Raw genomic sequence first — 22,849 nt, forward strand, 5'->3', positions numbered from 1 at the left:
GTCAGGTCTCACATAGGGCGGTTAGTAAGGGATCGTCGGCAGGCACGGTGACCCAATCGGCCCCTTCGATGGCGCCGGTTTCGGAAAAGTCGATGGTGTCGGTGATCGCCGCGCGGCGGTTCTGGGCACAGTCGCCCAAAACGATCAACCGATTGAGAGGCGCCCACCGGCCATAGAAATACGCGTTTGCCAGACGCTGTTCGGGCAGGGCCGCGTTGGTCTGCACAGAGGCCGTGTCGAGCGCGACAAAGCGTTCGATGTAGGGCGCAACATAGGTCCACGGGCGATAGAGCGCTTTGTTCTCAACCGTTTGGACAACCTCGAAGCCTTCGGGCATTGCCTCGGCGGTGCGGCCATACCAGCCGTATTCAGAGGCAATGGTGGCCGCCAGCATTGCGCCACCTGCCGCCAGAGGCACCAACCAGCGGGGCAGGCGGTTGCCGGTCACACGCGTGATCAGCAGCATCAGCCCCGCGCCTGCGATACCGGCGACGAAAGTGGCGATCAATTCAAGAAACATGCGACAATCCTTTGGTTAGCTCAGTAGGCCTTTGCCATGACCGATAGCGGATTGCAGCGATTTCACAACGACAAAGGCGTCGCGCAGGTGGCTGCGTTCAAAGTCCGACAGGGCAGCGGGGCTGAGGAAATTATCGGGTTTTCCGCCAGCCATGATCTGGCGCGCCTGATGTTCAAGACGCGTTTCCGCGATCAGGTCATAGGCATCCAGAAGGTCCGCCGCGCCGGTTTCCGAAAGCACTTTGGCCGATTGCGCCGCCGTCAGACGGGCGCGGGTGTTGACCTCGGAAAGCTGGCCCTGCAGCGCATAAAGCCGCGCCAGATCGACGATTGGCACAACGCCGTTGTGCTTTAGGTCGAGCTGGTTTTTGTGTTCACCCGAGCGGATCGTGGCAAGGCCGCGCAACAGGCCGAGGGGCGGTTGGTGACCCAAAGAGTTGCCGGTCATATGGGCGACAAAGATCGAGTTCTTGGCGGCCACCTTGAGGGTGTCGCTTTGCAAATCTGCAAAGAGATCGACGGTGCCACCAATCGGGCGCAGGTCGAACATGACGCTGGCGAGCATCTGCGCTTCTGGATCCGGCGTGGCGATCCAACCTGCGAAATACGAACGCCAGACCGACAGGGGTTGGCGCCAGCGCGGGTTGGTCGCCATCATGTCACCGGGGCAATAGAAATACCCGATGACATCAAGCCCGTCGCTGACGAACTTGGCGAGCTTTGCAAAATATCCTGTACGCATGTCGTCTGTGACCGCGTCGTCCAGAATGAGGCAGTTGTCCTGATCGCTGACGCCGGTTTGTTCCTGACGTCCTTGCGATCCGCAGGCCAGCCACAGGTAAGGCACGGGCGGTGGGCCGTATGTGTCTTCGGCCAGCGCCAAAAGGCGACGGGTGGCGGTGTCGGCGATGTCGGTGATCAGACGGGTGACGATTTCGTGGCGGTTGCCACCAGCAACAAGCTGAACCAGCAATTGCGGAATGCGCGCGGTGACCTTTGCCATGTCGTCAGCCGTCGCCGCGTTGGCGACTTCGGCCACCAGTTCAGCGGAACTGATTGCCTGAATACGGGTCAGATCGGTTTGCGTCACGATGCCGATCAGCTTGCCAGCTTCGACGATTGGCACATGGCCAATGCCACGTTCCATCATCACATGCAGCACATCCGAGCCGATGGCGGTCGGGGGCAGAGAGATCGGCGCGGATGTCATCACCTCGGACACGGGGGTGGTCAGCGGGCGGGCCTGGGCCAGCACTTTGCCAACCAGATCACCAGATGTGAGGATGCCGGAAAGGGCGTTGTTTTCGGTGATGCAGAGAGAAGAGATGCTCTTTTCACGCATCAGTCGGGCGGCCTCGCCAACAGGGACTGTCGAGGCCACGGTGATGGGGTTGCGTGCCATGAAGCTGTCAACGCGGGAGGTGGCAAGATCGTTGGTCTTGGCTTTGCGCGCCCCGCGGGAGCGGTCAAAGAAGCGTCGCGCGGGGTCATGATCCGCAATCAGGGCGCGGAATTTGGCAGGCGGCAATACCAGCAACAGGGCGTGTTCTTCGGCACGGGCCGAGGTGACGGCGATGCCGTCGCGCAGCAATCCGCGTTCGCCAAAAGAGTTGCGCAGACCGAGGTGGGACACGACCACGTCATTTTCGTCGCGCACTTCGATCACGCCTTCATAGACGATGAACAGACCTGCGAGTTTCTCGCCAAGGTCATAGACAGAGAATTCCTTTTCGACCTCCCAGACCTCAAAGTCGTCTGCCAAAGTCAGCAGGGTCTCAGGAGGAAGCGCATCATAGGGGTGCACGGCGCGCAAGAAGCGGGTGATCTGGTCGTTGGTAAGGGGCATTCTCGGAACCTATCAGTGAAATGTCCCGCTCGACAGAGTCGAACGGGACAGGATCAGGGGGGGCGGCGCCGGGGAGCGGACACCGCCCCGATCGGTCAAGTGGGACCGATCAGTGATCCTGTGCTGCGCCTGCGCCTTTTGGAACGCGCACGCTTTCGACAAGGTCTTTGATCTCCTGGGGGATCGGCTTGGTCATGTTGGCCACCAGATACGCGACACCAAAGTTCACAGCCGCACCGACAGCACCAAAGCTGGTCGATTTGATTGTGCCCAGAAGCGGGTCAGCATCGGTAAAGGAGTTGGTGCCCGGAATGAACAGCCAGCCTTTGTGCAGGAAGATATAAACCAAAGTCACGGTCAGACCTGCGAGCATGCCTGCCACAGCGCCGGTGTTGTTGATCTTCTTGGAAAAGATCCCCATCATCAGAGCAGGGAAGATCGAAGCCGCAGCAAGACCAAAGGCCAGAGCCACAGTTTGCGCCGCAAAGCCCGGAGGATTGAGACCCAGGTATGTGGCCACAGCAATGGCAACACCCATGGCAATTCGTGCCGACAAAAGCTCACCTTTTTCCGAGATACCCGGATTGATGGCGCCTTTGATAAGGTCGTGAGACACAGCCGAGGAGATCGCGAGCAGCAAGCCAGCAGCTGTTGACAACGCAGCAGCAAGACCACCCGCAGCCACCAGACCAATCACCCAAGACGGCAGGTTGGCGATTTCCGGGTTGGCCAGAACAAGGATGTCACGGTTGAACTTGGTCAGCTCGTTGCCTTCCCAGCCTTTTTCCGCGGCCATCGCCTGCATGTCAGCATTCTTGTCGTTGTAATACTGAATCTTGCCGTCGCCGTTTTTGTCTTCCCAGTCCAGCAGACCGGTCTTCTGCCATGTGGCCATCCAGTCGTAACGGGGTTCATTTTCGATCTGCTCAACCGACACAGCTTCGCCGCTGGTTCCGTTGGGCCACATCATGTCGGTGATGTTCAGACGCGCCATGGCACCCACAGCCGGAGCTGTCAGATAAAGCAGCGCGATGAACACCAGCGCCCAACCGGCCGACCAACGTGCGTCAGACACTTTGGGAACGGTGAAGAAGCGCATGATGACGTGCGGCAGACCCGCAGTACCGATCATCAGCGACAAGGTGAACAGAACCATGTTCAGCGTGTCCGCGTGGTGGGCGGTATACTCGTTAAAGCCCAGCTCGCCCACGATGGCGTCAAGCTTCTGCAAGAGAGGCTCACCAGAAGCCACGTGATCGCCAAACAGACCCAGAGCAGGGATAGGGTTGCCGGTCAGCTGCAGCGAGATGAAGATCGCCGGAATGGTGTAGGCCATGATCAGGACGACATATTGCGCCACCTGCGTATAGGTCACGCCTTTCATGCCGCCAAAAACAGCATAGGCAAACACCACACAGGCACCGATCAAAAGACCAGCTGTGTTGGACACCTCAAGGAAGCGGCCGAAAGCCACGCCCACACCGGTCATCTGACCGATCACATAGGTGGTGGAAGCCACAATCAGACAGATCACCGCAACGATGCGGGCGGTCTGGCTGTAGAAGCGGTCGCCGATAAATTCCGACACGGTGAACTTGCCGAACTTACGCAGATAAGGCGCAAGCAGCAGCGCGAGCAGCACGTAGCCACCGGTCCAGCCCATCAGGAAGGAAGAGTTGTCATAGCCGGTAAAGGCGATGAGGCCGGCCATCGAAATGAACGAGGCCGCTGACATCCAGTCAGCCGCTGTCGCCATACCGTTGGTGACCGGGTGAATGCCGCGACCCGCAGCATAAAATTCAGACGTGGACCCGGCACGGGCCCAAATCGCGATGCCGATGTAGAGCGCAAAAGACGCGCCCACAAACATCAGGTTGATTGCAAATTGGCTCATTGTCCCACTGGTCCCTTATTCTTCTTCAACGCCGTGTTCGGCGTCGAGTTTGTTCATCTTCCAGGCGTAGAAAAAGATCAGGCCAAGAAAGACGAGAATGGAGCCTTGCTGTGCAAACCAGAAGCCAAGGTCAGTGCCGCCCACGGCAATGCCGGACAGCATCGGGCGCAGCAGAATGCCAAACCCGAAAGAGACCAGCGCCCAGATGACGAGGCTGATCAGGATGATGCGAACATTGGCGGACCAATATGCGCTGTTGGATGAGTTGTCGGACATGATGTCTCCTCCCTCTCGTTTCCGTTTCCTCCACAAGGGCGCCGATTTGCGCCCTCGCTTTCCCTTTAGGCCGTCGCCAGTGCGACGAGGGCCCCAAGTTCTTTGGCAATCGCGTCGATGTCGCCCATGGCGTCGACCGATTGCAGTGCACCTTTGCCGTCGTAGTAGGCAATCAAAGGTGCGGTCTGTGCGTGATAAGCGTCTAGGCGCGACGCAACGGTTTCGGCGTTGTCATCCGCGCGGCGTTTGAAGTCGCCGCCGCCGCAGGTGTCGCAGACACCGGATTTGGCGGGTTGTTTGAAGCTGTCGTGATAGCCTTCACCGCAGCCACCACAGGTGTAGCGACCGGAAATGCGGGTCACCATGGCGCCGTCGTCAACCTCAAGGCTGATGGCGGCGTTGATGCGCTGACCGGTTTCGGACAAGAGCGCATCCAGCGCTTCGGCTTGAACCGTTGTGCGCGGGAAGCCATCAAGGATGACGCCCTTGGCACAGTCGGCCTCGCCCAGACGGTCCCGCAGGATGGCGATGACGATGTCGTCAGACACCAAGTCACCGGCCTCCATCACCGCTTTGGCCTGTTTGCCAGCGTCCGTGCCTGCAGCCACAGCCGCGCGCAACAGATCTCCGGTGGAAAGCTGCACGAGGCCAAACCGGGTTTCCAGCATACGCGCTTGCGTGCCTTTGCCGGCCCCGGGGGGGCCAAGCAAGATCAGAACAGGGGCGGGCGTGGTGGTTTTATCCAGCATAGCTCAGCTCCGGTTCATTCTGTTATCGATGAGGTCTTCGACGACGGAAGGGTCAGCGAGTGTTGAGGTGTCGCCGAGGGCGCCGTAGTCGTTTTCTGCGATCTTGCGCAGGATGCGGCGCATGATTTTGCCGGAGCGGGTCTTTGGCAGACCGGGCGCCCATTGAATGAGGTCAGGCGAGGCAATCGGGCCGATCTCGGTGCGCACCCAGGTGCGGAGTTCCTTGCGCAGCTCTTCCGATGGCTCCTGATCGTTCATCAGCGTGACGTAGCAATAGATGCCCTGGCCCTTGATGTCGTGCGGGTAGCCCACAACGGCAGCCTCGGCCACGGCAGCATGCGCCACCAGTGCAGATTCCACCTCGGCGGTGCCCATACGGTGGCCCGACACGTTGATCACATCGTCCACACGACCGGTGATCCAGTAATCGCCGTCTTCGTCGCGGCGACAGCCGTCACCGGCAAAGTAGTAGCCTTTGTAGTCGGAGAAGTAGGTCTTCTCAAAGCGTTCGTGATCGCCCCAGACGGTGCGCATCTGGCTGGGCCAGCTGTCCTGAATGCACAAGACGCCCTCGACGCCATTGCCGGTTATCTCTTCGCCGGACTGCGGATCCAGAACCACCGGATTGACGCCAAAGAACGGCTTCATCGCGGCACCGGGTTTGGTGGCATGCGCGCCGGGCAGAGGGGTCATCATGTGGCCGCCGGTCTCGGTCTGCCACCAGGTGTCGACAATCGGGCAGCGCCCGCCGCCGACCACGTCGTTGTACCAGGTCCAGGCCTCGGGGTTGATCGGCTCACCGACGGTGCCAAGGATGCGCAAGCTGGAAAGGTCGCATTTCTCGACATATTCGTTGCCCTGACCCATCAGCGCGCGCAGGGCTGTCGGCGCGGTGTAGAACTGGTGCACACGGTGCTTTTCACAGACCTGCCAAAAGCGCGACGCATCCGGGTAGGTCGGCACGCCTTCAAACATCAGCGTGGTGGCGCCATTGGCCAGGGGGCCGTAGACGATATAGCTGTGGCCCGTGACCCAGCCCACATCGGCGGTGCACCAGAAGATGTCGCCGTCTTTGTAGTCAAAGGTGTATTCATGGGTCATCGCGGCGTAGACCAGATAGCCGCCGGTGGAATGCACCACGCCTTTGGGCTGACCGGTGGAGCCTGAGGTGTAGAGAATAAACAGCGGGTCTTCGGCGTCCATCTCTGCAGGTTTGCAGTAGTCGTTCGCCTCCATCGCCATCTCGTTATAGTCGTAATCGCGGCCGTCAATCCATGTGGTTTGATCGCCGGTGCGTTTCACAACGAGGCATTTGACAGTGTCTTTGGTGTGCAAGAGCGCCGCATCCGCGTTGGATTTGAGCGCGGTCTTGCGCCCGCCACGGGGCGCGGTGTCGGCGGTGATGACAACCTTGGCGTCGCAGCCATTCACCCGCGCGGCCAGCGCATCGGGGCTGAAGCCGGCAAACACAATGGAGTGGATCGCGCCGATGCGGGCACAGGCCAGCATGGCGTAGGCGGCTTCGGGGATCATCGGCAGATAGATGACAACGCGGTCGCCTTTGCGCACGCCCATGGTTTCCAGCACGTTGGCCATACGGCAGACGCGGCGGTGCAGATCGGCATAGGTGATGGACTGCGCCGGCTCGTTGGGATCATCAGGTTCAAAGATGATCGCGGCCTGATTGCCACGGGTTTCCAGATGGCGGTCGATACAGTTGGCAGCCACATTGAGCGTGCCGTCTTCAAACCATTTGATGTCGACAGCACCGGGCGCAAAGGAGCTGTTTTGCACCTTGGTGTAGGGCTTGATCCAATCCACACGCTGGCCATGCTCGCGCCAGAACCCCTCAGGGTCAGATATCGACGCCGCGTACATCGCGTCGTAACGCGCCGCATCAATGTGCGCGGTCTCGGCCAAGTCTTTGGACGGCGGGAACGTGTGGTTTACGGCTGTATCAGGTGACATAGAGGCTCCTCTCCTCGATCTCGAAACTTTCTCCCCGCTGCGCCCTTAGGGCAGCGTCAATTCCAAAGAATAGACAGATCGGAAAATAACTAAATAAGCACAGGAAAAAGAACGTAAATTCTGTAAATACATTTCCTGTTAGCGCTGAAATATCTGTAAATTAGTTGCCAAATCGTCGGGCATCTACTTGAAAATAAGGACTCTGTTAACCTCAGGCGTGTGTATGAAAAAGTGCAATCACCTGCCTTTGCGCAGAAGACAGCGGCGCAAAGCGACTTGTTGGCGGGTGTGACAAAACGTTCCATGCCTGCGCGCTCAGGGCTCACACTGCGTTCAAAGAGGGCGTCAAGAATTGCGGCGGGAACGCGGCGCGGGGGCGGCGCAGTGCCATCAACTGCGCCGAAAAGGGCGGCAAATGGCGCCGCTTTTGCCTGAATGCTGCCCAACTGCTCCTTCTATCTGGTCAGGCTGTCCAGAGGAGCTGATATGCGCATTCTAAAAATAGCCTGTTTCGTTTTTGGCCTTGTGCCAACTGCGGGTTTTGCCGACGCCACCCAAGGGCGCAATATCAAGGACAGCCTGCCCGGCGAAGCGTCGGTGGGTCGCTTGATGGTCAGTGGCAATGCCATGTGTACTGGCGCCTTGGTGTCGCCGGAACTGGTCTTGACGGCGGCGCATTGTCTTTATGATCCCAAAACCGGACGCCGCGTAGAACCCGGCCAAATCGAATTTCAGGCGGGCCTTCGGAATGGCAAGGCCACAGCTGTAAGGCGCGTCCAAAGCGCCGTTGCCCATCCCGATTACCGCCACGTCCGCAATGGTGCGGCGCAGGTGGGCCACGATCTGGCGTTGCTGCGGCTGACCAGCCCGATTGACAGCAGCGCTGTACTGCCTATGGCGCAGGACATCCGGTTGGGGTCTGGCGACATGCTGGGCGTGTTGAGCTATACGATCGGCAATCGCAATGATCCGGTGCTGGAATATCCCTGTCGGGTTCTGGCCACGCAGCACCAAACGCTGGTGATGTCGTGTGACGTCGATTTTGGCGCCTCGGGCGCGCCGGTTCTCGCTCTAAGAAACGGAAAAACACCGTCGTTGGTGTCTGTGGTGTCAGCCCGTGCCGCGATGGGCGGGCGCACTGTGTCTGTTGGCACGACGCTAACCGCTAAGGCCCTGCAAGAGATGATGCGGGGCGGCTGAGGCCTAACGGTCAATCAGCAAACGCAAGCCGAGTGCGCCCAACACGCTGGCGGCGATACGGTCTAGCCAAAGCTTGCCGCGCAAATAGCGCCGGCTGACGGCCTCGGTGCTCATGCCAAATGCGATGGCGGTGTACACGATCCATTCCACCACAAGATGGTTGGCGAGGACCAAGAAGTTTTCGCCAAATGTCATGTTGGGCGGGAAGATCACCACCAGAACGGCGGCAGCAAACAGCACCGATTTCGGGTTCATCAGATTGATGAGGATGCCTTGGCGAAAGGCGTGTCGCGCGGGTTTCACATCTGTGGACAGCGGATCGCGGGCGCCCCTCCACATGCCAAACGCGATATAAAGAAGATAGAGCGCGCCGATGGTCTTCACGGCGGTGTAGGCCCATGGGAAGGCGACAAACACAACTTCCAACCCAAAGAGCGCTGCACCGGTCCAGAGCGCAGCCATCAGGCCAAGCCCCATGCCGACGGCGATACCTGCGCGCCGACCACTGGACACCGCGGTTTTTACGGCGACGAGAAAGGCCGGACCAGGGCTGGCAATAGCTGCCAGCAGGGCGATGTTGAAAGCGATGATGTGGGTGAGTTCCATAAGGCGTGCTCCGGCTGTCCTTGGCGTAGGCTAGGGGAGAATGCCGGATGTGTCATGGCCTTAAAGAGTTGGAGCCATACACCTTTTGTGGGGCTGCCTATCAAACACGCAAATGATCGACGGGAGGCTCTATGGTTCGCGGAACGCTTCGCGGGATTTGTAGAGCGGTTTCATCAGATAGCGCAGCACGGTTTTTGAACCGGTGTGCAACTCGACGCTGGCGCGCATTCCGGGGCGGATCTCGATGGCTTTTTGGCGCTCAGTCAGATTGTCGATGTCGACCGTCACGGTCACACGATAAAACGGTGGCAAAGACGGGTCGCGCTCATCTTCAAATGTATCGGCAGAAATGAAATCCACTTTGCCTTTGAGCGTACCGTAGATCGTGTAGTCATAAGCCGTGAGCTTGATCGACGCTTCCTGACCGGGCTCTACATTGGCGATGTTTTCCGGTCGCACCCGCGCCTCGACAAACAGGTCTTCGCCCAAGGGAATGATCTCAAATATCTCGTCGCCGGGGCGGATGACACCGCCGATGGTTGTCACCGCAAGGCTGTTGACGATGCCGCGCATGGGGGCGGTGATCACGGTGCGGTTCAGCTGATCCGTGGCAAGACGGATTTCCTGTTTGAGCGATGTGATGTCTTTGAGGGTCTCGGAGTATTCCTCGGCCAGCTCAAGTTCTGCCTGCGTGAGGATGTCCATATAGCGGATCTCGGCCTCGGCGGACTTTTCCCGCGCCTTGTTGACCTCCAAAAGCGCGACGTATTCCTTTTTGTAGAGGGACTGCATGTTGCGCAGCTCCTCTTTGGCTTGCTCAAGTTGGGTAAACGCGCCCTCACGGCGGCTGTCCAGATCGGTTTGGCGCGCCTTAAGCAGCGCGCGTTCAGACGCAAGAATGCGCGTGGCGCGCTTGGCGTATTCTGCGGGAACTTCAAATTCAAAGGCGCCGGCGATTTCCGCCTCAAGCCGCATGCGGCGAATTTCCAGTGCGTCGATCTGATCCTGCAAATCGTCAAAGGCAGAGCGGAAGCGGGTATCGCTGAGCGTGGCGAGAACCTGTCCGGCTTCGACCAAGTCGCCTTGTTTCACGGCGAGATCTGCGAGAATGCCGCCTTCGAGGTTTTGCACCGATTGGCTGCGCGAGGAACTGACGACTTCGCCATCTGCGCGCACAATTTCGTCCACCCAAGCAAAGGCGGCCCAGATCAGGAACAGCAAAACTGCCCCCGCAATCAGGCGGATCGTCAGGCGTGAGGCGCGCAGTTGATCGTCAAACGCCGTGTCGGTGTCGTCAAAATGCTCAGGTGTCAGGCTGGTCATGCGCGCTCCCCTGCGGCGAGATGCGCCAGCACTTTTTCGCGCGGGCCATCCACCACCAGACGCCCGCTTTGCAGGATCAAGGTGCGGGTGGAAAGCGCCAGAATAGGTGTGCGATGTGTGGCGATCAGCGCGGTGCGTCCGTCAAGCCAAGTGCCAAGGCGGCTGACCAATGTGCGTTCCAGCGTTTGATCAAGCGCGGCTGTGGGTTCATCCAACAGCACCACAGGCGGGTTTTGCAGCCAGAGCCGCGCCCAGCCGATGGACTGGCGCTGACCAATCGACAGGCCTTCGCCGCCGTCACGCACTTGCAGGTCAAGGCCTTGGGCGTGGTTGCGAATGAATTCGCCAAGACCGGCAAAATCAAGCGCCGCCATCAGGCGATCATCATCGCGTTCCAGTTGGGTCAGGTTGAGGTTGTCCCGCAAGCTGCCCGCAAACAGGCGTACGTCTTGGGACAGGTAGCCGATGCCACGTCGCAGGTCGCGCTGGTCGATTTGGCCCATGTCGGCGCCGTCCACAAGAATGCGGCCTTTGGTGGTGCCGTAAAGTCCGGCGAGCAGTTTCAGAAGTGTGGATTTTCCGGAGCCGTTGGCGCCCAGTATGGTGACGCGCTGACCAGGCTTAATCACAACGCCGGGAACATCGAGCGTGGGCGCGACGTCCTCATCATAGGAAAAGCTGACTTCGCGCAGTTCAAACTGACCCTTAATGGTTTCGCGGCGCAAATACTTGCGGGCGCCATCTTTTTCCTGTTCGGAAAGCGCAATGGTATCAAGTGCTTCCAGCGCGCCTTTGACGTTGGACCAGCGCGCCAGTGTGCCGGCGAATTGCGTGAGCGGCGCCAGCGTGCGCGAGGTAAGAATACCCGTGGCGATGATGGTGCCGACAGTGAATTCGCCCGCAAACACGAGGTAGGTGCCAATGACCACGGTGGCAATATAAGTGATCTGCTGCACACCTTGGGACCAGTGGGTCAAGGTGGCGGCAAGGCGGCGTTGTTCGGCGCTGGAGTGGCTGGAAACTTCGTTGAGTTCGTCCCAAAGGCGCAACACGCGATCCTCGCCGCGTTGGGTTTTCACGGTGTCGAGTTCGGTGATGACCTCTTGCAAGAGCCGCCCGACCTTGGTCGACGCTCCTTGGGTCTGGCGCGACAGCGCGATCATGCGTTTTTGCAGGACATAGGCGGGCAGGACCATCAAAAGACCGCCCGCGATCAGAACCCAAACCATGTTGCCCGCAATTGACGCCACCAGCGCAAGAAAGATCAAGATAAACGGCATGTCCGCCAGCACTGCGATGGTGGAGGAGGTGAAGAAATCTCGCACCGCGCCAAAGTCGCGCATGGCGGCAAACAGGCCGGATGGGGGCAGGGGGCGGCGGTCCGAGCGCATGCCCAGCAGACGTTTCATCAGCCGGTGCTGGATCGAAAGCTCCATCCGGCGGCCAGCGGCATCGCTCATGCGCGCGCGCGCCAGTTTCAGCGCGCCCTCAAGCAGGATCGCCGCAACAACGCCCATCGCCAACACCCAAAGCGTGGCCTCGGATTGATGTGGGATCACGCGGTCATAGACTTGCAGCGAAAACAGCGCGACGGCGACTGCGAGCAAGTTGGCCACAAGCGAGCCCAACATGATTTCGCCGACATGGCGGCGGTATTTGGAGAACTCCCCCCAAAACCAGTGCCCCGTGGTCAGTTGCGGCACATGCCGATCCGCCAATTGGCGCAGGGAGACCTTGGCGGCCAAGGCAGAGCCTGCAAAGAATGGCGCGAAGTCAGCCACCGGCACCTCGGCGCGGTTGTCGACACAGGTCGCGTCAAACACTGTCAGCGTGTCGTCTTCTTGAGACAGAACGAGCACGGATTGGCCGTTGGTCATCATCGCGATCGCGGGCCAGCTTTTGGGGCTGATGGCGAGGCGGTTGTGTACTTTGGGGTCGACGCCCGCGTGGGCCAAAGCTTTGGCAAGCGCGCCAATGGTCACGTCGCCGGGGGCCGTCGTCCACATGAACTCGCCGATGTCGGACACGGGTATGTCGACGCCATTGAGCGCGGCCAAGGTGGCCACAAGGCCGGCGCGGTGTTCAATGCGGGTGGCCGTGGCCTCGACCAGATCGTGAAGGGCGTCTGCAGGCTTGGCTGTATCAGGCTGTGGTGTCGGCGCGGGCTGCGGGGCAGAGCGCGCGTGGGTTTGGTCGGCTGGTTTGGGGCTGGTGGGGACCGATTGAGGCGCATTGGCCGCTGCGCCGGGTTTCACAGCCGCAATGGAGAGCACAACCGGGGCTTTGGCCTTGGTCAAATTGTGTCTCCGTCCGCCAAAAGCCCCATGTCTCGGGCCAATTTGAGCTGCGCGAGGATCTTGTCGAATTTCGCATCGATCCCGTCCAGCGCGCGATAGGTGGATTGCTCATAGACATCCACAACTTCCAGCACGGAGCGCTGTCCGGCACGGAACTGGGCTTGGAAGAGCTTAAAGGTTTCGCGCCCGTCCTTGGACAGCGCGACGGCCTCGGTTTCCTGACGCGCGAGGCTGTCTATTTCACGACGCAGGCGGCTTTCGGACCGCGCGGCATCCTCGCGGGCTTCGGCGACTTGGCGCTTTGCGGTTTCTTTGGTGGACTCAATGGCCTGAATGCGTTTTCCGGTGCCAAATCCCAGACCGGTTTCGGTGCTGATATCCAGTGACGCAGAGTTGCCGCCTGTCGAGGCTGTGCCTGATGCAGACAGCCCCGGCAGCTGACCAGCGCGCTCAACGGTGGCCTGCGCGACGGCGCGTTTGGCTTCGGCGCTGGATTTGATGACCTCAAGAGCCTCGACAGAGCCATTGACCTCGACGCCGGACACCGGCGCGAGGTCAAAACGTGTGCCGGTCATGGCGGTTAGCTCCGACAAAGCGGTCTCGACACTCTCAGAGGCTGTGTCGCGCATGGTGCGCAGGGTGCTGATCTTTGTGCGCACCATGCGCAAATCACCCTTGTTGGACACACCACCCGATACGCGCCCTTCGACGATGTCGCCAAAGTGGTTCATCTGCTTGAGCGCACGGTCGCCGACTGCCGCCTTTTCTTGGCCCCGCAGAGCTTTGATATACAGCGCCATCGCGGTGTAGCTGCGGTCGTTCATGTCCTGCGACAAGGTCACGGCCGCCACTTCGACATCCGCCGCCGCATAGGCGCGTTCGGCTTTTTTGCGACCGTGATCAAAAATCACCTGATCCAGCACCAGCCCCGCGACCACATCACCCAGCGATGTCAGCGACACAGTTGGGCCCAATGTCGGCAACCAGTTCTTGTCTTCAGCCTCGGCGCGCAGCTTGGCAGTCTTGAGCTGTGCCTCTGCCGCGCGGTTGGAAGAGGTCAACGCCACGCCAGACACATGCGCCAGATGGCTGTCGCTGGGGAGAACCGAACGGCGGGCTACCAGTGTGTCCAGAATGTCGGATTGCGCTTTGGTTTCGGGCTGTGAAAACGCGTTGGCGGCCTTGGAGACTTCTGTGTCTGTACCAGCGTCGGTTTTGGACAGGTTTTTCAGGAAGGCCGGCTTTTCCATCTTTGGAAGCGATTGCATACACCCGCCAAGCAGGCTCAGCCCCAGAAGGGGCATGAGACCATATTTGAGCGGTTTACGGGGCATTGTCAGTGTCCAAGTCCTGTGGATGTGCGTGGCGCGGTCCCGGTCTTGATGATCAGACAATCACGTTGATGTCTTGATCGATGACCAGCGTCACACCATCATCACCCACTGTGTAGACATCGTAGGTTTCCCCTTCGATATCAACCGTTTGCCCTGTGTTCTGGGCGCCTGCAACGGTCACTTGATCGTCTGACCCACCGTGGATCGTGAGAGTGTCGGACGTGTCGGACAATTCGCGAATTTGCGCTTCGTTCAGGGTCAGGGTTGCATCGGAGGCATAGTCGAGTTCGATGCCTTCGATGTTGAAGCCGCCAAGCGAGGCGTGATCCAGCGTGCCGGCGTTGGTGACGTTGTCGTCCAACACCAAAAGCGTGTCTGATTGGTTGCCGGCATCATCCGTGGAGGACACCACAAGGTGGGTACCGTCCGACGCAGAAGGATTGAGCACAAAGAGGCTTTCATCGCCGCCCAGCGGAACTTCTGTTGTGGCCAGTTCCGACGTGCTGCCGTTCTGATGAAGTGCGTGAACTTCGTAAGTCTGATCTTCTGTGGTCAACGAAACAGAGCTGACGTCATCGTCGGCGAATGTCACCGACTGCACAATTGGCGTGGTGACTTCGGTGTCGATGTCAAAGCTGGCCGTGGTGGTCGCGGTGTTGCCCGCAAGGTCAGTTACCGACAGTGTCGCGTTGGCGGTATAGGTGCCTTCGGGCAGGCTGCCTGACTCATAGGTGACAAACCAGTTGCCCGAGCCATCGGCGGTTGCGGTGCGTACAACGCCGTCCACAGTTACGGAAACCGTGGCGCCGGGTTCGGCTGAGCCTTCCATGACCAGACCGCCGTTCATCTGCGCCGCGTTCACAGGGCTGGTGAAAAGCTCGGCGTTCACATCCACGGTCACTGCGGTGGAGGTGTCGACGCGCAGGGTGCCAGTGGTGGTCGCCACGTTGCCCGCCGCGTCAGAGCCTGTGACGGTGACGGTGGCGTCATATTCGCCCTGAGGAATGTCGCCAGCGCCAAACGCCGCGGACCATGTGCCATTGGCGGCAGCGGTCACTGTGCGGGTGGTTCCGGCAAGGGTGACCTGCACCAAAGTGCCTGGATCGGCCGTGCCGGTCAGCATCACGCCACCCGCCACATCGGCTGCATTGGCGATATCATCGCCGCCAGCCTGACCGCTGTCGTAGCCAACCGACATCTCGGTGTCGACGTGCACGGTGCCGCTGGTCGATGTGCTGTTGCCAGCGGAATCGGTCGCAACCACGGAGACTGTGCTGTCATAGGTGCCTGACGGAATTTCCGCGGGAGCCCAAGATGCGGTCCAGTTGCCTGAACCGTCGGCCATCACCGTGCGGGTGACGCCTTCGAGCGTGACGAGCACTTGCGAGCCTGCGTCTGCGACGCCAGTCAGAGTGATGCCTGACGCAACTTCGGCTGCGTTGGCGGTGTTGTCGCCACCCATTTGTCCTGCGTCCAGTCCGGCGTTGATTTCGGTATCAACGTGGAAAGTTTCGCTGACGGTGGTGCTGTTGCCGTTGGCATCAGTGGCCACAACGGTCACCGAAGTGTCGTAAGACCCGGTTGGAATTTCGCCGTCGGTCCAAGTTGCTGTCCAATTGCCAGATCCATCTGCCGTCACATTGTGAGTGACACCTTCGACGGTCACTGCAACCTGTGATCCCGCCTCTGCTGTGCCCGACAAGGTCAGACCCGCGCCAAGCTCAGCGGCGTTGGCGATGCCGTCGCCTGCAATCGGTGTGCTGATCGCGGCGCCGCCTTCGGTGTCCACATGCACCGTGAACGTCTCGCTGGTGCTGTTGCCCGCCAGATCGGTCGCGGTGATGGTGACTTCGCTGTCGTAGGTACCGGCCACGATGTCTGCGGCACCATAAGACAAGGACCATGCGCCGCTGTCGTCAACGGTGACGGTCTGGGTTGTGCCCTGGAACTCTACGGTCAACGTGGTTCCGGCCTCGCCTGTGCCGGTAAGAACGACGCCGTCGCTGGCTTCGCCCGCGTTGATCACATTGTCGCCTTCAACAGTGCCAAGAGTGGCGCCAGGGGCGATGGTGTCAACCACCAGAACATCGGTCACCGTGGTGGCGTTGCCGCGTTCGTCGGTGGAGGTGATGGTCACGGCGGTTTCATATTCCCCGGTTGCGATTTCGCCGGTGGCAAATGTCACCGACCAGCTACCGTCGTCCAGCACCGTGGTGGTGTGGGTGGTGCCGTCGATTTCGACCGCGATGGTCGCGCCCGCTTCGCCGGTGCCAGTGATAACATGGCCGGTGGCGTGGTCTGCTTCGTTGACCAGATCGCCTGTTGACTGTGTGCCATCGGTGACCAGAGCGTCGGGCGCGGTGGTGTCGATGTCGACGGTCGGGCCGTCCAGATCGTAAATCGTGCCGTCGGGCGCCGTAACGGTCACAACGGTGTCGTAAACCCCATCAGCAGGCAGCTCGCCGGGTTCGAGGACAACTTCCCAATTGCCGCTATCGTCGATGATGACGGTTTCGGTGGTGTCGCCAACGGACACCGAGACATCAGAACCGGGCTCACCGGTTCCTGTGATGGTCACGGTGTCAGTGCCGGTGCCGCCAATGTCGATCCCGACATCAGGATCGTTGACTGTCGGGATGATCAGGCCGCCACCACCGCCGCCGCCGCCGTCGTCTCCAACCACGCCGGTCACGGCCGCAGCGCCCCCCAAACCAAGCAAGGTTCCGATACCCGGTACCGCCGCCGCAAGAGGGGCCACAACCGGTTCGATCCGCTCAAGGTCGAGAAAGGCCAGGTCGTCGTGTTCCGACCACTTGTCGTCCATCGAAAGGCTGTTGTATTGCGCGAAATACTGGTCGCCAACCGCGTCGCCAAGGTCGACTTTGTGAAACTGGCCATCCTTGCTGAGAAACAGTTCGCGTTCGTCAGCGAGGTCGCCGGCAAAATAGCCCTGAAGGGTAATGGTTTCCCCGGAGGCAAGTGTGATCACAAGATCCCCACCTTGGCGCGTGTAAGCCGTCACATCCAGTGGCGAGAGGTTCAATGACACATCCGTCGCCTGTGACACTGGAATGATCCCGTGATCGGAAACCGCAGTCTGACCACGTACCACGCCTTCGTCCGCACCGCGGACGGCATAACCATAACTATTCATAAATATTCACCGCTCTTGTTCTCAAACTGGGCATTTTTGCCCTTATGATTTGACGGCGACTATACGGAGAGAAATTTGATTTTCCAATTATTTTTTATCAATTGCCTAGCAACACCGTGAATGCCGCTGTTCGTTTGAAAAATAGACGTGATGACAAAGGGTTGCTCAATCTCGCATATTGCAGGCAAAGCACGGTATTGCCCCAAACGGGGCAGATTTCAATCGCTGCTCCAATACCGTGGTGCGATTTGATGTCGTTAGAACAGGAAGTGTTCTGCAGTCAAATCGGAGAGGGCAGTGTTTGCCAATGTAATATGGTGGTTTGCATCCATCCAGATGACCACATTGCTGCCGGATTGGACCAAATGATTGCCCACCAGATCGGCGTAATCGACGATATCCGCGACACCGTGCAAGTTGATCTGATCGCCTTCTCCGCCATCAAAGTCTGTGATCACATCTGCGCCGTCACCGGTTCTGAATTCAAACACGTCCGCCCCGGTGCCGCCTGTTAGCGTGTCATTTCCGACCTGACCATTTAGCACGTCGTTGCCATCGCCACCCTGCAAATAGTCATATCCATTGCCGCCAAACAGCCTGTCGTCGCCAACCCCGCCGTCCAGAACATCGCTGCCGTTGCCGCCTGAGAGCCGGTCGGCACCACCGTCGCCACGGAGCACATCGTCGCCCGCGTCTCCGTACAAATTGTCGCTGCCGTAGCCGCCAAAAATTGTGTCTTGGCCGTCGCCGCCAAACAGGGTGTCGCTGCTGTTTCCGCCTGAGAGCCGGTCCGAGCCAATCCCGCCTGAGATCAAGTCTGCGCCATTGTCGCCATACAGGGAATCGTCGCCGTTTCCGCCATCAAGCGTGTCGTCGCCTTCGCCGCCACGCAGTGTGTCACGCCCGTTGTGGCCAGCCAACAGGTCGTTGCCGTCTTCGCCTTCCAGGCTGTCGCGTCCGCCGCCACCGTTCAGTTCGTCATTGCCTCTGCCGCCCACAAGGTAGTCGTCACCCGCATGACCGTGCAGGGTGTCGTCGCCTTCTTTGGAGCGGATGGTGTCGGCGCCGGCGTTGCCCCGAATGAGGTCGCGGCCAACCCCGCCTGCGATGTAATCCGACGTGGCGCCGCCATTTTGGTCGTAGACAACTTCCAATGTGATGGCGATCAATTCGTAAGGATCGAGATCAAACGAAATGTCTGTCACCGACTGGCCGAGATCGGACATGTCAAAATAGGTCTCCAACCCTATGACGTCGCTTTCGGTCGGATAGTAGAAGTCTTCCAGCGCGGTTGGATTGGTCACGCCGGGGCGTACCAGAATGTCGTCGGCGTCCGGCAAATAAGTCATCCACACACCATTGACTAATTTGATCATGCCGTCGCTGTAGGCGTCACCAAGCTTGTCGATCAACGCATCACGCTCTGCTTCGGTGATTTCCCGTTTCGGGTTGCGCGAGATCAGCAACCCATCTTCGTCATAAACCCGCTGTTCGCTCAGCCCGTCGGACGACGTGGGGTCGATGCCTATTACTACGGCAGACCAGCCTGTCGATCCTTCAGCGATACCCGACAAATCCAGAGAGAATTCCTCGCCAAATTCGTCGCTGAGCGACATTACGTACACAATGCGGCTATAGTTGTCGCCGTAAACGTTGACCTCCATCTCGGTCGGGTCAAAGCCTCCCGCAGTATAGAGAGCCAGATCGCCGTTTGCGTTTTGATAGGTGTTGGCCAAGTGCATCAACGCCAAACCGGCGGGGGAAAGTTCGATCTCGCCCACGTCATCCGGCGATCCTGCGACCGACGTTGAGGTATTGTGGCGCACAGTCCAAAACTCTGCGCCATCAACGCCAAGCTCCAGCATGTTGGAAAACTGTTCGATCAATGTGCCGGCGGCGCGCAACCCTTGCGAGCCATAGTTGTCCGTGTCGATATTCCATTCGGTGACCCGCACATCGATGTCTTCGGGGATCAGGCCCTCCCAGACCGAAAACCGCAGGTCAAGATTACGCAATTCCATACTTGTTGCGTTTTCAGACAGGTCGAAACCGTCAGTCCATTCGTTCATGTAGTAGTGCGCGACGATGCCATCAAAGCCGTTGGAACTGTCAAATTGAAAGCCGTTTGACATGTCGCCATCGGCATCAAGCTGTTCCATCAGCTCAAGGTTGCCTTTGATGATGCGCTGCTCGTAGACGTTGAGGCTGTAGTAGTATTCTTCAGCAGTTTGGCCGTCTTCCCAGCCCGACGGGCGCATGTCCGGGTCCCAGTGCTGCATTGCGGCCAGCGCGTCAGCGTCAGAGAAAGTGCCATTGCTGGCACCCTTGTAGTGGGACTGCCCTCCGGTCACGTTGGCGGTTTGCACATAGATATCCGGCCGAAAGCCGTCGATTTCGACATTGCTCAGGGCTTCGGTGATGATTTGTGCGTTGGAGCCATAGGTGGTCTCGTCGATGGATTGCCAAAATTCATTGCCAATTTCATAGGCTTTGATCAAATCCGCGTCTTCACCCATGTAGGTTAAAACCAGCTCGGCCCAGGCTTCCAACTCAGCGGGATTTGCGTGACTGTCGTCCAGTGCTGCGACCACTAAGGTTACGCTCGTACCGGTTTCCTTTGCCCAATCCAGAAACGTCCTTAGCTCGGCATCCAGCTGGTCAAAGCCCTCTGCCGAAGTGTCGAGTTGGGAGATGTCCTCACCAGAAGCGCGTCCACCAGGATAGCGAAAGTGACTAGCACCAACCAAATCGGCGGCCTCAACGAACGCGTCATTTGGCCTGCCACCCGATTCATTGGTGTCCGACAGAAGGTTGGACCCAAACATGTCCTGCTGCACGGTTATGGGAGCGGCTGAGGTGTCGAGGGTGATCGTTGTCGGCATCGGCAGAAATCCTGAAAAGTCTCTGAATCATGATTTTGGCGGGTGCTTTGAAACGTTGCGGGTCAAATGACCGGAGTCGCATCGTTTGCGTCGCGCGCCGCTTTCTGCGTCAGGAGCTTCAGTTCTTGGCTCTACCTCGGTGCCGAGAGTGCAAAATCACTCATAATCCGGCGGTCCCTTAGTTTTGAGTAGTGGCCAAGTGTTAACGAAATCCAAAGCCAGAACCGTCGGTGCCGCCGCCGAAATTGGCGGCAAATCCGAGATTGATTTGTCTAAATTGAAGTAGATCTTAAGGTTCTGATATCAAACAGAAGTGTTGGAATTCCCCGTTGTAGGACCCACGGACAAAGCAGCGCGATTTACCGAAAATGTGAGCGAAGTGGCAGAGCGGTCAACGTTCCGTCTAGGGCAAATTCGATGCAGGGCGCGGTGCAACGTGCGGCTTTCGGGCAGGTGGGGCATTTTTTTGGAAAAACTAGTCACAAGGATTCGCCGGGCGACGCCCAATCCGCGGCACCGAGTGTACCGTGTCGACGCAATGCGCGGCTTGCGACTTTGCTCTCAGCCGTCTGGGTCATCCACGTAGGTGCGCCAAGAGTGCTGCTCGCGAAACCCAAGCAGGTCGCGGATTTTGCGATTGGAGTACAGCGCCTCAGTCTCGCCCATATCCGCTGCGACGGGCACACCGGGAAAGAAACGCGCGGCAATCTCGTGGGCGGGCAGGTTGACCGAGTTGGTGTCGTTGCCTGCATTGAATATCTGGAAGCCAAGATTGTCGGTTTTCAGGCACAGATCGACAATCTGGCCAAGATCGCGGGCATCGATGTAGCAGAAAATATTGCGCCGCCTGACGGCGGGATCAGCAAAATAGGCGGGGAAGTTTTCATACTCATGGGGTTCGATCACATTGCCGATCCGAAGCCCGTAAATGTCCGCACCGAATCTGCGCTGGAACGCGCGCCCTGTTTTTTCGTTGACCACCTTAGAGAGGCCATAGCTGTCCATGGGGTTGGTGTCATGGGCCTCATCCACCGGCAAATAGTCCGGGTTGATCGTGCCGTCTGCGAAACAAACCCCATAGGTGGTTTCCGACGACGCAAAGATGATTTTTCTGATGCCGAGTTTTGTGGCGGCCTCGATCACGTTGTAGGTACCGATTGTGTTGACGCGGAAGGTCTCGTGGTCAGGGGCGATCAGAATGCGCGGAACAGCGGCAAAGTGCACCACGGCGTCAAACGCGGGCACTCCGGTGCCGGGCTCCAGTTCGTCGAAGTTGGCGTAGCTGGACATGACGTTGAACATTGAGCCGCTGTCGGTGATGTCAGCGATCAGGTCGTCGATGCCGGGTTCGTTAAGCGGTGTCAGATCAACGTTGACCACGCGGTGGCCCGCGTCCCGCAAATACCGGCAGGCGTGCCGTCCAGCCTTGCCGGATCCGCCTGTAAAAAGGATGCGCATAAGGATCTCCTGTGATACTGGCCGGTCTTTAGACATGGCAGGCCGCTTGCGGTGGAGTATTTCCAACTCACATCTGAATTTCAATGGCACCCGCCAGCGGCTTGTGGACGCGGTGGGTGACCTCGGTGCGCGGATTTAGCATGCTGCCGGAACCGAAAATGGCCGCGGGCCAAGCTTGGCAGCGGTGCGACTTGATGGGAACGTCAAATTGTTATGCCGCCGTCTGATTGCAGGGTTTGGCCGGTAAACAGGGCTGCATCGTCGGACGCGAGGAATGCAACAGCGGCGGCGACATCCTCGGCTGTGCCAAGTTTGCCGGACGGCTGGCGGCGGTTGAAAAAATCCCAAGCCTTTTCGGTGCTGCCGAACTCGGCCTCAAGCTCTGCGATCCGGCCGCGAAAACTGGGTGTGTCCACCGTACCGGGACAGACGGCATTGCAGCGGATGCCCTCGGCCACATAATCGGCGGCGACGGCTTTGGTGAGCCCGATTACGCCGCCTTTGGCAGCGCAATAGGCGACACGTTTCGGGAAGCCTTTGATCGAGCTGGCGACGGAGGCGATCGTCACGATGCTGCCACCGTGCTGGCGCATGCGCGGAACTGCGGCGGACAGGACGTTGTAGGCGCTGTCGAGGGTGATGGATTGCGAGCGTTGCCAGTCTTGCGGGCTGCATTCCTCGATGGTGCCCTGATGCACATAGCCAACGGCATGTACTAGAATATCGACCCTTTCAAATCCGGAAAAATAGCCATGAACGGCGTCATAGTCGGTGGCGTCCAGTGTGGCCGTGTCCATGCCGGTTTCCTGCGCCATCAGCGCCCCATCCAGATCGGACGCAAACACCTGAGCACCTTCATCCCTCAGGCGGCGCGCCGTCGCATTTCCAATGCCCTGTGCTGCTGCTGTGACAACTGCGACTTTGCCTTTTAACCGGTTTGACATGGGGGCTCCGTGAAATTGGTCCGTTGGATCGTGCGCATGACCATTGCACAGTTTCTGACGTCCGTCGCCACTTCTTGGCCACCATCAGGCCAACTGGTAGCATCTGTATGCTCAACCCGGGATCAAAAGAGGGGCGTTCGCTTGAACTGTAAAGCTCGGCCAAAGGCGCTCATTCCAACGTCATCATTTCAACCGGCTGTTTTCTACAAAATTGGCCAAAAGGGTTATTCCCGCCGACTACTTTGGAGGGCTGTTTCCGGTGCTAAACAGTCCTTCCGGCCTTGTTGCCGGACAGCCGTTTTGCCGTCGGCTCGACCTTATAGACAACAATCTTACGGAGCTGCCTGAGGTCCAGACTTCAAACGGTCAAGCTCTGTAGGCTGGCAAGGGCGACCTATC

At 59.1% G+C, this 22,849-nt stretch carries 15 protein-coding genes; 1 reads left to right on the top strand and 14 read right to left on the bottom strand.

Annotation, left to right across the window (positions count from 1 at the left end; genetic code table 11):
- Position 1 precedes the first annotated feature (1 nt).
- The 6 genes from PG871_RS11975 to acs all read right to left on the bottom strand — a co-directional run bounded on the left by PG871_RS11975 (position 2) and on the right by acs (position 7,252).
- A complete protein-coding gene (locus PG871_RS11975) occupies positions 2 to 520 on the bottom strand; it encodes a hypothetical protein (protein ID WP_270729610.1) in 519 nt (172 codons plus the stop codon).
- A gap of 15 nt (positions 521 to 535) precedes the next feature.
- The gene (locus tag PG871_RS11980; RefSeq protein ID WP_270729612.1) at positions 536 to 2,365 is read right to left on the bottom strand and encodes a DUF294 nucleotidyltransferase-like domain-containing protein; all 1,830 of its coding nucleotides are present in this window, start codon (positions 2,363 to 2,365) and stop codon (positions 536 to 538) included.
- Positions 2,366 to 2,474: 109 nt separating this feature from the next.
- On the bottom strand, positions 2,475 to 4,259 hold the full coding sequence (locus tag PG871_RS11985) for a sodium:solute symporter family protein (protein ID WP_270729613.1): 1,785 nt from the start codon (positions 4,257 to 4,259) through the stop codon (positions 2,475 to 2,477).
- Between the two features lie 15 nt (positions 4,260 to 4,274).
- Positions 4,275 to 4,535, bottom strand: a complete 261-nt coding sequence (locus PG871_RS11990) for a DUF4212 domain-containing protein (protein WP_054000993.1) — start codon at positions 4,533 to 4,535, stop codon at positions 4,275 to 4,277.
- A gap of 65 nt (positions 4,536 to 4,600) precedes the next feature.
- Entirely contained in the window at positions 4,601 to 5,284 is a 684-nt protein-coding gene (locus PG871_RS11995) for an adenylate kinase (protein ID WP_270729617.1), read from the bottom strand.
- Between the two features lie 3 nt (positions 5,285 to 5,287).
- Positions 5,288 to 7,252 carry an acetate--CoA ligase gene (gene acs, locus PG871_RS12000; protein WP_270729618.1) on the bottom strand — a complete coding sequence of 655 codons (1,965 nt, stop codon included), beginning with the start codon at positions 7,250 to 7,252 and terminating at the stop codon, positions 5,288 to 5,290.
- A gap of 486 nt (positions 7,253 to 7,738) precedes the next feature.
- On the opposite strand from acs, the gene PG871_RS12005 reads away from it, so the two are divergent.
- A complete protein-coding gene (locus PG871_RS12005) occupies positions 7,739 to 8,452 on the top strand; it encodes a trypsin-like serine peptidase (protein WP_270729619.1) in 714 nt (237 codons plus the stop codon).
- Positions 8,453 to 8,455: 3 nt separating this feature from the next.
- Here PG871_RS12005 and PG871_RS12010 read toward each other — a convergent pair whose 3' ends face one another.
- The 8 genes from PG871_RS12010 to PG871_RS12045 all read right to left on the bottom strand — a co-directional run bounded on the left by PG871_RS12010 (position 8,456) and on the right by PG871_RS12045 (position 22,450).
- Entirely contained in the window at positions 8,456 to 9,058 is a 603-nt protein-coding gene (locus PG871_RS12010; protein ID WP_270729620.1) for a LysE family translocator, read from the bottom strand.
- A gap of 129 nt (positions 9,059 to 9,187) precedes the next feature.
- Complete coding sequence (locus tag PG871_RS12015; protein WP_270729621.1) at positions 9,188 to 10,381, bottom strand: HlyD family efflux transporter periplasmic adaptor subunit; 1,194 nt, start codon at positions 10,379 to 10,381, stop codon at positions 9,188 to 9,190.
- Entirely contained in the window at positions 10,378 to 12,678 is a 2,301-nt protein-coding gene (locus tag PG871_RS12020; RefSeq protein WP_270729622.1) for an ATP-binding cassette domain-containing protein, read from the bottom strand. Before PG871_RS12020 ends, PG871_RS12015 begins: the two co-directional genes overlap by 4 nt.
- Positions 12,675 to 14,012, bottom strand: coding sequence for a TolC family protein (locus tag PG871_RS12025; RefSeq protein ID WP_270729624.1), 1,338 nt, complete (start codon positions 14,010 to 14,012; stop codon positions 12,675 to 12,677). Before PG871_RS12025 ends, PG871_RS12020 begins: the two co-directional genes overlap by 4 nt.
- Before the next feature lie 52 nt (positions 14,013 to 14,064).
- Positions 14,065 to 17,166 (bottom strand): Ig-like domain-containing protein, encoded by a 3,102-nt coding sequence (locus PG871_RS12030; RefSeq protein ID WP_270729626.1) that lies wholly within the window; start codon positions 17,164 to 17,166, stop codon positions 14,065 to 14,067.
- A 257-nt stretch (positions 17,167 to 17,423) separates the two neighbouring features.
- Entirely contained in the window at positions 17,424 to 20,048 is a 2,625-nt protein-coding gene (locus PG871_RS12035) for a calcium-binding protein (protein ID WP_270729627.1), read from the bottom strand.
- Positions 20,049 to 20,609: 561 nt separating this feature from the next.
- Positions 20,610 to 21,506: an NAD-dependent epimerase/dehydratase family protein gene (locus tag PG871_RS12040; protein ID WP_270729628.1), complete on the bottom strand. Its 897-nt coding sequence runs from the start codon at positions 21,504 to 21,506 to the stop codon at positions 20,610 to 20,612.
- Positions 21,507 to 21,709: 203 nt separating this feature from the next.
- Complete coding sequence (locus PG871_RS12045; protein ID WP_270729630.1) at positions 21,710 to 22,450, bottom strand: SDR family oxidoreductase; 741 nt, start codon at positions 22,448 to 22,450, stop codon at positions 21,710 to 21,712.
- Between the last annotated feature and the right edge of the window lie 399 nt (positions 22,451 to 22,849).

The sequence above is a fragment of the Shimia sp. Alg240-R146 genome, assembly GCF_947331465.1.
In the GTDB taxonomy this organism is placed as follows: domain Bacteria; phylum Pseudomonadota; class Alphaproteobacteria; order Rhodobacterales; family Rhodobacteraceae; genus Shimia.

Coding starts and splice junctions, on each gene's coding strand:
- PG871_RS11975 (WP_270729610.1), bottom strand. CDS start 520: ATGTTTCTTGAATTGATCGCCACTTTCGTCGCCGGTATCGCAGGCGCG.
- PG871_RS11980 (WP_270729612.1), bottom strand. CDS start 2,365: ATGCCCCTTACCAACGACCAGATCACCCGCTTCTTGCGCGCCGTGCAC.
- PG871_RS11985 (WP_270729613.1), bottom strand. CDS start 4,259: ATGAGCCAATTTGCAATCAACCTGATGTTTGTGGGCGCGTCTTTTGCG.
- PG871_RS11990 (WP_054000993.1), bottom strand. CDS start 4,535: ATGTCCGACAACTCATCCAACAGCGCATATTGGTCCGCCAATGTTCGC.
- PG871_RS11995 (WP_270729617.1), bottom strand. CDS start 5,284: ATGCTGGATAAAACCACCACGCCCGCCCCTGTTCTGATCTTGCTTGGC.
- acs (WP_270729618.1), bottom strand. CDS start 7,252: ATGTCACCTGATACAGCCGTAAACCACACGTTCCCGCCGTCCAAAGAC.
- PG871_RS12005 (WP_270729619.1), top strand. CDS start 7,739: ATGCGCATTCTAAAAATAGCCTGTTTCGTTTTTGGCCTTGTGCCAACT.
- PG871_RS12010 (WP_270729620.1), bottom strand. CDS start 9,058: ATGGAACTCACCCACATCATCGCTTTCAACATCGCCCTGCTGGCAGCT.
- PG871_RS12015 (WP_270729621.1), bottom strand. CDS start 10,381: ATGACCAGCCTGACACCTGAGCATTTTGACGACACCGACACGGCGTTT.
- PG871_RS12025 (WP_270729624.1), bottom strand. CDS start 14,012: ATGCCCCGTAAACCGCTCAAATATGGTCTCATGCCCCTTCTGGGGCTG.
- PG871_RS12030 (WP_270729626.1), bottom strand. CDS start 17,166: ATGAATAGTTATGGTTATGCCGTCCGCGGTGCGGACGAAGGCGTGGTA.
- PG871_RS12035 (WP_270729627.1), bottom strand. CDS start 20,048: ATGCCGACAACGATCACCCTCGACACCTCAGCCGCTCCCATAACCGTG.
- PG871_RS12040 (WP_270729628.1), bottom strand. CDS start 21,506: ATGCGCATCCTTTTTACAGGCGGATCCGGCAAGGCTGGACGGCACGCC.
- PG871_RS12045 (WP_270729630.1), bottom strand. CDS start 22,450: ATGTCAAACCGGTTAAAAGGCAAAGTCGCAGTTGTCACAGCAGCAGCA.